This window comes from Xanthomonas populi (assembly GCF_002940065.1).
GTDB lineage: Bacteria > Pseudomonadota > Gammaproteobacteria > Xanthomonadales > Xanthomonadaceae > Xanthomonas > Xanthomonas populi.
This window is the reverse complement of sequence record NZ_MDEJ01000153.1, coordinates 1-9,283: the sequence shown is the minus strand read 5'-3', so window position 1 is coordinate 9,283 and position 9,283 is coordinate 1. Positions and strand designations below refer to the sequence as shown.

Here is a 9,283-nt window from a genome sequence, read left to right as displayed (position 1 = left end):
AAGCTCGACGTCATGTTCCTCGGATTCCTGAGCTTCGTCCTGATCGTTGAAGGGCTTCGTATGTGTTAACAGGCCATAGTACGTCGTTGCGGCGGGAATCCTTGATCGCGTCCAGCGAACCCTGGCGAAGATGGGTGATCACCGCCCACCCTGGCGTGGTGCGGGTTAACCCATCCAGGTAGCTGGTACAGCCGGTATTGATGCCATTGGTCAGCGTCGCACTCTGCCGCGCGCCCCGCGCAAACACCGGCCCGGCTGCAAGCAGCGACACCAACCCGAGCGAAGCACTGCAATGCAATAACGCACGCCAACCCAGACGGCTTACAACCGATAAATAGCTCACTGCGACCATCTCCAGTGTTGGCAGGCAACAGCGGGAGGGACGAGGTGCCAACGGTCAGGCAGCCACAATCGCCGCGCCGCTTACGGCGCGTGCGATGTACACGTTCAACGCACGGAGCTGCCGAGCGCGGGCGCGGCAGCGGCGGATCATTCCGTGTGCAGACGATCCAGCCGATCGAGTGCGCGCAGCAACGGCGCTTCGCTGCTGCCAAGCACCGCGCTGAGTTGCTGCTCCATGCGCAGCACTTCGGCCTCGGCCTCGGTCAGCAAGACCACGCCGGCAGCGGTGAGCGACAGATGCTGCATGCGGCGGTCCTGGCGTCCACGCACCTGCCGCAACAGGCGACGCTTGACCAGCCGCGCCACCACGATCGCCAGATTCGGCGGCGACACGTGCAGCACATCGCCGATCTGGCGTTGGTTGATGCCCGGGTTGCCGTCCACCAGCATCAGCAGCGAGAAGTCGACCGGCTTGAGATCGAATGCAGCGACGCAGTCCTGAAACATCCGCCGCACCAGCAATTCGGTGCGGGTGATGCGGTAGCCCAACAACCGCAGCAGGCGCGCCTGATCTACCGTGGTGACGGCATCGGGCAGCGGTGCGGCATTGGCAGTGACGTGCATGAAGGTTCTCGCAGCGAAGACGACGGGCGGACCGGTGCGCGCAACGCTCCCGGCCCGCAACGCCGATCTGCGGCGTGGGCTGCATTGTAGACGCGGTCAGACGTGCCGATGTGGGCGTGGGCGCGAGCGGCGTGGCCACGCCGTGCAGGCAGGCCGCGACGGCCGACCGGCGCCGGTCCAGCGCCAGCACATAGCCGCCGCGCGCGGCGGCAGACAAGCGTGAGAAGCGACGATCATCCAGGCACGGCTGGGACATGGGAGACGGGGTCGGCAAGTGATTGCGTTCCGTAATAGTTATTGATCATAACTAAATTGCCAAGCTGCAGCGCAGCATGGTCGCGCCCGCCAGGCGACCCGGGCAGCCAGGGCGGTCTTTGACGTGGTGACGGTAACTGCTGTGTGACCGGCAAGCCGGGCAGAGGTGCGCGCGGTATGTCTGCCATGGCTGCGTAGCGGCAACCAACACGACAAGGCTGCGGTTGTCGCCACACAACGCTTGCGCATCCATTCCGCTCGCCCAGCAGATATCCGTGCCAAGAAGGCCGCGTGCACACGTGCGTCCTACGGCCTGCGTATTACGGAAGCCACAGCTTCTCAAGATCGCGAAAGCCCCAATCGGTGGGGCTTTCCATCTGTGCGATGCGGTCCTGGCAGTCCGGCCGCGATAGATCAATGTCCTGCACCAGTACATGACTGCGCAGCTTGGCCGAATAGAACACGCGCACCTTGGGTGTGAGCAGCGCATCGGGCGTCTGCTCGATCACCACCGCCAGTTTCTGCGACTCCAGCCGCACCAGCGAGCCGACCGGATAAATGCCCAGCCGCCGCACGAACGCCTGGAACACCGCAGGGTCGAAATGCCCCTGCCACGATGCCATGCGCTTGAGCGACTCGGCCGGATCCCAGGCCCGTTTGTAGGGGCGATCCGAGCTGATGGCGTCGTACACATCGCATACCGCGCCCATCCGCGACATCCACGAGATATTCTCGCCCGCCAGCTGATTCGGATAACCGCTGCCGTCCATCTTCTCGTGATGATGCAGCGCGATTTCCAACACCACCGCGTTCTGCACACCGCCGGCCACCAGCAGGCGATGACCATCCGTCGGGTGATGGCGCATGATGTCCATCTCTTCGTCGGTGAGCTTGCCTGGCTTGTTGAGAATCTCCAGCGGCGTCACCGCCTTGCCCATGTCGTGCAGCAGGCCGCCCATCGCCGCGTCCACGACCTGCGCCTCGGGCAAACCGAGCTGACGGGCCAGCCCGCTCATCAGGCCGGCCACGGCCATCGAATGCAGATAGGTGTAGTCGTCGGCGGTCTTGAGCCGCGCCACGCTGATCAAGGCCTGCGGATGCCGCAGCACCGAATCATTGATGGCCTGCACCAGCGGCATCGCCGCCTCGGTGTCGACGGTGCGACCCAGTCGCACGTCGCGAAACATCGCCTCGACCATCTCGCGGCCGTCTTCGAAGATTTTGCGTGCACGCACCACTTCGGACTCGATGGCAACCTGGGCGGTGACGCTGGTGGTGCGGACGGTGCGCGCCTTGGCGGCGGGCTCCGTCGGCTCAGCAGCGGAGGGCTCCGTTGCGGGAGGCAGCGGCGGGCTCCCGGCGACCGGCTGGGCTTGCGCAGCGACCGCCGGCGGCGCCTCCAGATCCAACCCACGCGCGGTATCGATCACCAACTGCGCGATGCGGCTGCCGTGGATCTTCTCCACATCGTCGGAGTCGACCAGAAACGAGGTCTTCCAGAACGGGTGGTGCACCCACGCGCCCAGCAGCTTGTAGACATACATGCCGGGGCGGAGCTGATCTGAGTCGATGGTTCTGAGCATGCCGACGCTGGTCTGCTTGAAGTCCACGAGACGCCCACCACAGCGTGCTGGGTCAGACGCTATATCGGCACTTGGGTGGAATTCTTTGGCCCGTTGGGCTCGCCAGTCAGTCGCGAGCCGTGCAGCCTGACCAGTTCAGCGATCAGGCAGGCGCATCGCCAACACGGCCACCGCCGCAAGCAGCAGCGGCACGCAGCATGCCACATACAAGGCAGCCGGCGACCAGCCCGCGTCCATCAGCAGACCGACGCACAACGGCGAGGCAATCGCACCGAAGCGGCCCACGCCGATCGCACAGCCCATGCCGGTGGACCGCACCGCCGCTGTGAAGACCACCGGCGCCACCGCATACAGCCCGGCGATTGCGGCGAACATCGCTGCACCGGTCAGCAGCGCAATGGCGAACGCCCAGCTCAGCACCGTGCTGTAGATGCCAAATGCCAGCATCGCCAAGGCCGACATCCCGAGCGCGCCGGCGGTGAGCCGCGCCAAGCGCGCACGCGCGGCCAGCCAGCTGAACAACGCACCGCCAACGATTCCGCCCAGATTCAACAAGACGCCACCGGTCACGCCCTGCGCTGCCGACAAGCCGGCCACCACCAACAGCTTGGGCGTCCAGCTGAGCACGAAGTAGAACGCAAACATCAGCAGGAAGAACGCCAGTGCGATCAACAACGACTGGCGCCGCAATGCAGGCACGAACAAGGCCGCATAGCCCCGCGCGTCATCGGCTGCCTGCGTCGGGGGCAATGGCCATTCGGCACGCGGCGGCATGCCCATACGGGCCAGCACCGCGTTGAAGCGTGCAGACGCGCCGGGCGGGCGGCGCGCGATCAGAAATTCCAACGATTCTGGCAAAAACGCCAGCACCAACGGCACGCACAGCAGCGACCCGACCGCACCGAGGACAAAGACCGCGTGCCAGGACCATTGCTGCAACAGCAATGCCGCGATTGCGCCACCCAGCGTCGCGCCGATCGGATAACCGGTAGCCTGCAGCGCCAATGCCGTGCTGCGCCAATGGGCAGTGGAATACTCGGCGGCGATCACCGCAATGCAGGCCAGCATGCCGCCGATGCCAATGCCGGTGAACGCACGCAGCGCACCGAGTTGCCACGCATTGGTAGCGAACGCCGATGCACCCATGCCGATGGTCAATATCGCAAGGCATGCCAGGATCATCGCGCGACGCCCGATGCGGTCGGCCAACGGCGCCAACACCAACGACCCTACCGCCATGCCGACCAGCCCGGCACTGAACAACACCCCGAGCAACTTGCCCGACAACTGCCACTGCGCCGACACATGCGGCGCGGTGAACGCCATCGCCATGACATCGAAGCCATCGAGCATGGTCAGCAACACGCACACCGCCACCGCTCTCCACTGAAACGGCGTCATACGCTCCAGCACGAAGCTTGCGGGTGTCACGGCGCTCTGGGTCATCGGGTGATCCTGTTGTAGGGATGGCATCTGCGTTGGCAGCCTCGCGTGTGGCCATGCGACCACGCAGCGCGACCACTGCGAAGGGGCGAGCAAGCCTCAACTCTGCGACGGCATTCGACAGCGCATCGGCACTGCAACGCATCAACAACAGTCGCATTGCAGAACATCACCGGCACGCTAGGCTCATCGCAGGTGGCGTTCAATACAGCGGCATGCACTGGTGTGCGCTTATCGAACAGGCCGCCATGTCACTTCGCTCTGCTCTGCATGTTGACCTGTCTGCGCAGCGGCATTTGGGTTGTACGCATTGGCTGCACAGAAACGATCGACCTCGCGCGTAATGCTGCAGTGCGTGACCTGGTGAGCCGCTGTGTCGTGCACGACCACAGTCACATATTTCTCCTGTCGCGCCAGCGCGTGCCGCGTCCCCACGATCGCCCAGCTATCATGCAGACAGTGCCCGCACCGGGCGGCACGCCGACATGCTGGAGATCACCGTGACCCCGATTCGCTCGTTTTTGGAACACACCCCGCAGCTGGGTGCACGCGTCTATATCGACCCGGCCTGCACCATCATCGGCAAGGTGCAACTGGGCGACGACGTGTCGGTGTGGCCGGGCACGGTGATTCGCGGCGACGTCAATCATGTGCAGATCGGCGCACGTACCAACGTGCAGGACGGCACCATCATGCACGTCAGTCACCATAGCCCCTTCAACAAGGCCGGCTACCCGACGGTGATCGGCGAGGACGTCACGGTCGGCCACGGCACCATCCTGCACGCCTGCACCATCGAAGACCTGTGCCTGATCGGCATGGGCGCCTGCGTGCTCGATGGCGCCACCGTCAAACGCTACGGTTTTGTCGGCGCCGGGGCGGTGGTCGGCCCGGGCAAGATCGTCGGCGAAGGCGAATTGTGGCTGGGCAACCCCGCACGACTGGCACGCACACTCAGCGACAAGGAGATCGAGAGCCTGCATTATTCGGCGCAACATTATGTGCGGCTCAAGGACCAGTATCTGGGCGTGCCCAGCGCCGGTTGAGCGCCAGCCGCAGATGCCGCGCTCAGGGCTGGGTCGCACGCTCCAGCGCCGTCAGCATCGTCAACGCCTGCTCACGCGAAGCGCCGCACATCTCCAACGATGGCCGCAGGCTGCCGCACACCGCCGGGCGCGAGGGCGAACCGAACAGCCGGCAGCCCAGCTGCGCATCCAGCTGCACGCACGCCACCCCGGCCGGCTTGCCGTTGGGCATGCCGGGAATGGGCGAACTGATCGAAGGCGCGATGCAGCAGGCAGCGCAGCCCAGGCGGCAGGAAAGCGTGCAAGACATCGTCACAGTGTAGCGGCGCGGCGCACGTGCGACGCTGGCGCAAGAACCCCGCTTGTCGAGCCCTTTCTCCGGAAACGCGGCCAGCTGCGTGCGCTCCCCGCTTTCTCCACGTCCGTTGGAACCAGGCCGTTGCAGCCTGATCGCCTGGCAAAGTGCGCGCTGCGATGACGGCCGCGCCGAACGGCTGCGTGCTACCGTGCCAGATCACCGGAACGCGCCGCGACGGTTGCAGCAGCAACAGTTTCGACGCGCTCTAATTGCCAGCCACCGCTCGCCGATCAACCGCCGAATCCGCCATGCCCGAGTACCGCTCCAAGACCTCCACCCACGGCCGCAACATGGCCGGCGCCCGCGCACTGTGGCGCGCCACCGGCATGCGCGATGGCGATTTCCACAAGCCCATCATCGCCATCGCCAACTCGTTCACGCAGTTCGTGCCCGGGCACGTGCATCTGAAGGATCTCGGTCAGCTGGTCGCGCGCGAGATCGAACGCGTCGGCGGTGTGGCCAAGGAGTTCGACACCATTGCGGTGGACGACGGCATCGCGATGGGCCACGACGGCATGCTGTATTCGCTGCCCAGCCGCGAGATCATCGCCGACTCGGTCGAATACATGGTCAACGCACATTGCGCCGACGCGCTGGTGTGCATTTCCAATTGCGACAAGATCACCCCCGGCATGTTGATGGCCGCGCTGCGGCTCAATATTCCCGCGGTGTTCGTCTCCGGCGGCCCGATGGAAGCGGGCAAGACCACGTTGTCCGAACATAAACTCGATCTGATCGACGCGATGGTGATCGCTGCCGACGACAGCGCCTCCGATGAACAGGTGGCCGAGTTCGAGCGCAGCGCCTGCCCCACCTGCGGCTCGTGCTCGGGCATGTTCACCGCCAACTCGATGAACTGCCTGACCGAAGCGCTGGGCCTGTCGTTACCGGGCAACGGCACCGTGGTGGCCACGCACGCCGACCGCGAGCAATTGTTTTTGCGCGCCGGACGGGTGGCAGTGGAACTGTGTCACCGCTGGTATGGCGGCGAAGACCCCACCGCCTTGCCGCGTGGCATCGCCACCTTCGAAGCCTTCGAAAACGCGATGACCCTGGATATCGCCATGGGCGGCTCGACCAACACCATTTTGCATTTGCTCGCCGCCGCACAGGAAGGCGAAGTGCCATTCGGCATGCGCGATATCGACCGCTTGTCCAAGCGCGTGCCGCAGCTGTGCAAGGTCGCCCCGAACACCCCGAAGCACCACATCGAAGACGTGCATCGCGCTGGCGGCATCATGGCCATTCTCGGCGAACTCGCACGCGGTGGGCTACTGCATACCAACGCGGCCACCGTGCACGCACGCACCCTGGCCGACGCCATCGCGCAGTGGGACGTCACCCAGACGAGCGACGAGAAAGTGCACACGTTCTACAAGGCCGGCCCAGGCGGCATCCCCACGCAGATTGCATTTAGCCAGGCCACGCGCTGGGACACCCTGGACACCGATCGCAGCGAAGGCTGCATCCGCGACGTCGCCAATGCGTTCTCGCAGGAAGGCGGCCTGGCCGTGCTGTACGGCAATATCGCCCAAGACGGCTGCGTGGTGAAGACTGCGGGCGTGGACGAATCCATCCATGTGTTCGAAGGCAACGCCCGCGTCTACGAAAGCCAGGATTCGGCAGTCAAAGGCATCCTCGCCGACGAAGTGAAGGCCGGCGATATCGTGGTGATCCGCTACGAAGGCCCCAAGGGCGGCCCCGGCATGCAGGAAATGCTCTACCCCACCAGCTATCTCAAATCCAAGGGCCTGGGCAAGCAATGCGCCCTGCTCACCGACGGCCGCTTCTCCGGCGGTACCTCGGGCCTGTCGATCGGCCATGCGTCGCCGGAAGCGGCAGCGGGCGGCGCTATCGGCCTGGTGTGCGACGGCGACAAGATCCTGATCGATATCCCCAATCGCTCGATCAACCTGCTGGTCTCCGACGAAGAGCTTGCCAGCCGCCGCGCGGAGCAAAATGCCAAGGGCTGGAAGCCGGTCGAAGTACGCCCACGCAAGGTCACTACGGCGTTGAAAGCGTATGCCTTGCTGGCAACCAGTGCCGATAAGGGTGCGGTGCGGGATAAGGCGCTGCTGGACGGCTAGGGCCAGCGAATGCGACGTGGCGAGGATGCATACCTCTTCGCGCGAGAGCACCACAGGAATGCGCCTCGGTCGCTTGGCACGCACTAGATTTTCCATCCACGGCAGCTCGATGCGCAGAACCTTGCGATAAAGAAATAACAGCGCTGCCAATGCCTGATTCTGTGTCCCCGCAGACACCTGCCCGTCGGTCGCCAGCCGGGTCAGGAATGCCTCGACCTGCGCCTGCCCCATCTGGCACGGATGCCGCTTGCCGTTGGCCAGGATGAAACGCCGAATCCAACTTACGTACGCCTGCTCGGTGCGCACGCTGTAATGCCGCACGCGCAAGCGGTTGCGCACCTGATCCAGCAGCCTGACCGATGGGCGTGGTGCTACGCCGTCGTTTTTCTGGGTGTCTCATCCGCCTGCGCCCTTGCTGGATAACGCTAAAAGCATCCGTATGGTCGCGTCGGCTTGCCATCGTGCGACCCCGTGATTGCGGCTAGGAGTTCCCCCTTGTACAAAGGGCTTGCAACAGAAGATACTCGCTGCAACACCGCCTTTTGGCGGTCCAATAGTAGTTAGATCGGCGCCGAGAAATCCGGCAACTTTGGGGAAAAGCTACATGGCTGAGACAAACGGAATCCTTTCTTGGACTTTGGTGTCTGAGTGTCCGGTTCCTGGGGACGTAAATGATCTTCTTGTAACCGGCGAGACCGCAATTGCTGCCTACAAGACGTTCAGAGATACGGCCATTTTCACGAACAAGCGCCTCATCGTCAGAGACGCTCAAGGCTTCTCTGGCAAGAAGATAGAGATCTACTCACTTCCTTACTCGTCAATTTTCATGTGGTCTTCTGAGAACGGTCATGGCATCTTCAACGTTAATTCAGAGATTGAGCTCTGGACCAAAGCGGGTCACATTAAGGTCAATCTCCATAAGGGCCTTGACGTGCGCCGACTCGACAGGATCATAGCTGAGGCGGTGTTGCAGGCCACGCCGGCCTAACAATTCATTCAAGCCGAACCCGCTACGCGGGTCGGCTTAATTCAGGCGTTAGATGGCTAGGGGAGTTGCATGAAGCCACCAAAGAAGGAAGCTCCAGCGCGTCTGCACAAACCTCCGTCCGGAAACGTACTGGCCGTTTCCGCGGAAGCGCCACCACCCACAAGCCCAGCAGAGATAGCTTTTTTCGCCAATTACTCAGAGTATGCCAAGACGTTGCGCGCCTGGCTGGTGGCATATGGTATTGGCGCTCCCGTCCTCTTCCTCACCAACAACCAGTTGTCCGCTGCACTAAAGGCTTCTCCTCATCGTGATTGGATCGTCGATCTATTCCTTCTTGGTGTTGCGCTCCAAGTGATCCTGGCGTTTGTCAACAAGTGGTGCGCGTGGCATCTGTATGTCGGGGAGTACGACTCAGAGTTCCAGAGTCGGCGGAGCTATAAGTTCTGGGCGTGGCTAAACGAACGGAGTTGGATTGATCTGTCGATAGATGCGCTTTCACTATGGCCTGTTAACACATAAGAAGCCCTTCAACGATCAGGACGAAGCTCAGGAATCCGAGGAACATGACGTCGAGCTTC

The 9,283-nt window shown here is 63.3% G+C and carries 9 protein-coding genes and 1 pseudogene; 4 read left to right on the top strand and 6 right to left on the bottom strand.

Annotated features, from left to right (window positions below):
- Nucleotides 1-10 precede the first annotated feature (10 nt).
- The 4 genes from XpopCFBP1817_RS17905 to XpopCFBP1817_RS17890 form a co-directional block, all read right to left on the bottom strand.
- Complete coding sequence (locus tag XpopCFBP1817_RS17905) at nucleotides 11-343, bottom strand: hypothetical protein (protein WP_425479129.1); 333 nt, start codon at nucleotides 341-343, stop codon at nucleotides 11-13.
- A 146-nt stretch (nucleotides 344-489) separates the two neighbouring features.
- Nucleotides 490-966: a MarR family winged helix-turn-helix transcriptional regulator gene (locus XpopCFBP1817_RS17900; RefSeq protein ID WP_128418155.1), complete on the bottom strand. Its 477-nt coding sequence runs from the start codon at nucleotides 964-966 to the stop codon at nucleotides 490-492.
- Nucleotides 967-1,541: 575 nt separating this feature from the next.
- Nucleotides 1,542-2,804 (bottom strand): cyclic di-GMP phosphodiesterase, encoded by a 1,263-nt coding sequence (locus tag XpopCFBP1817_RS17895; RefSeq protein WP_128418154.1) that lies wholly within the window; start codon nucleotides 2,802-2,804, stop codon nucleotides 1,542-1,544.
- 135 nt (nucleotides 2,805-2,939) lie between these two features.
- Nucleotides 2,940-4,250, bottom strand: coding sequence for an MFS transporter (locus XpopCFBP1817_RS17890; protein WP_128418153.1), 1,311 nt, complete (start codon nucleotides 4,248-4,250; stop codon nucleotides 2,940-2,942).
- Between the two features lie 497 nt (nucleotides 4,251-4,747).
- Here XpopCFBP1817_RS17890 and XpopCFBP1817_RS17885 point away from each other — a divergent pair, with 497 nt between their 5' ends.
- Nucleotides 4,748-5,293 (top strand): gamma carbonic anhydrase family protein, encoded by a 546-nt coding sequence (locus XpopCFBP1817_RS17885; RefSeq protein WP_167393972.1) that lies wholly within the window; start codon nucleotides 4,748-4,750, stop codon nucleotides 5,291-5,293.
- A gap of 22 nt (nucleotides 5,294-5,315) precedes the next feature.
- On the opposite strand, the gene XpopCFBP1817_RS17880 is transcribed toward XpopCFBP1817_RS17885, so the two are convergent.
- Nucleotides 5,316-5,582 (bottom strand): YkgJ family cysteine cluster protein, encoded by a 267-nt coding sequence (locus XpopCFBP1817_RS17880; protein WP_128418151.1) that lies wholly within the window; start codon nucleotides 5,580-5,582, stop codon nucleotides 5,316-5,318.
- A gap of 296 nt (nucleotides 5,583-5,878) precedes the next feature.
- On the opposite strand from XpopCFBP1817_RS17880, the gene ilvD reads away from it, so the two are divergent.
- Nucleotides 5,879-7,717, top strand: a complete 1,839-nt coding sequence (gene ilvD, locus XpopCFBP1817_RS17875) for a dihydroxy-acid dehydratase (protein WP_128418150.1) — start codon at nucleotides 5,879-5,881, stop codon at nucleotides 7,715-7,717.
- 15 nt (nucleotides 7,718-7,732) lie between these two features.
- On the opposite strand, the pseudogene XpopCFBP1817_RS17870 reads toward ilvD, so the two are convergent.
- Nucleotides 7,733-8,068: pseudogene (locus XpopCFBP1817_RS17870) on the bottom strand (phage integrase N-terminal SAM-like domain-containing protein); the annotation flags it as partial.
- Nucleotides 8,069-8,321: 253 nt separating this feature from the next.
- Between XpopCFBP1817_RS17870 and XpopCFBP1817_RS17865 the strand changes: the two are divergent.
- On the top strand, nucleotides 8,322-8,705 hold the full coding sequence (locus tag XpopCFBP1817_RS17865) for a PH domain-containing protein (RefSeq protein WP_128418149.1): 384 nt from the start codon (nucleotides 8,322-8,324) through the stop codon (nucleotides 8,703-8,705).
- 69 nt (nucleotides 8,706-8,774) lie between these two features.
- Entirely contained in the window at nucleotides 8,775-9,224 is a 450-nt protein-coding gene (locus tag XpopCFBP1817_RS17860; protein WP_128418148.1) for a hypothetical protein, read from the top strand.
- The last annotated feature ends 59 nt before the right edge of the window (nucleotides 9,225-9,283 follow it).

Coding starts and splice junctions, on each gene's coding strand:
- XpopCFBP1817_RS17900 (WP_128418155.1), bottom strand. CDS start 966: ATGCACGTCACTGCCAATGCCGCACCGCTGCCCGATGCCGTCACCACG.
- XpopCFBP1817_RS17895 (WP_128418154.1), bottom strand. CDS start 2,804: ATGCTCAGAACCATCGACTCAGATCAGCTCCGCCCCGGCATGTATGTC.
- XpopCFBP1817_RS17890 (WP_128418153.1), bottom strand. CDS start 4,250: ATGACCCAGAGCGCCGTGACACCCGCAAGCTTCGTGCTGGAGCGTATG.
- XpopCFBP1817_RS17880 (WP_128418151.1), bottom strand. CDS start 5,582: ATGTCTTGCACGCTTTCCTGCCGCCTGGGCTGCGCTGCCTGCTGCATC.
- ilvD (WP_128418150.1), top strand. CDS start 5,879: ATGCCCGAGTACCGCTCCAAGACCTCCACCCACGGCCGCAACATGGCC.
- XpopCFBP1817_RS17865 (WP_128418149.1), top strand. CDS start 8,322: ATGGCTGAGACAAACGGAATCCTTTCTTGGACTTTGGTGTCTGAGTGT.
- XpopCFBP1817_RS17860 (WP_128418148.1), top strand. CDS start 8,775: ATGAAGCCACCAAAGAAGGAAGCTCCAGCGCGTCTGCACAAACCTCCG.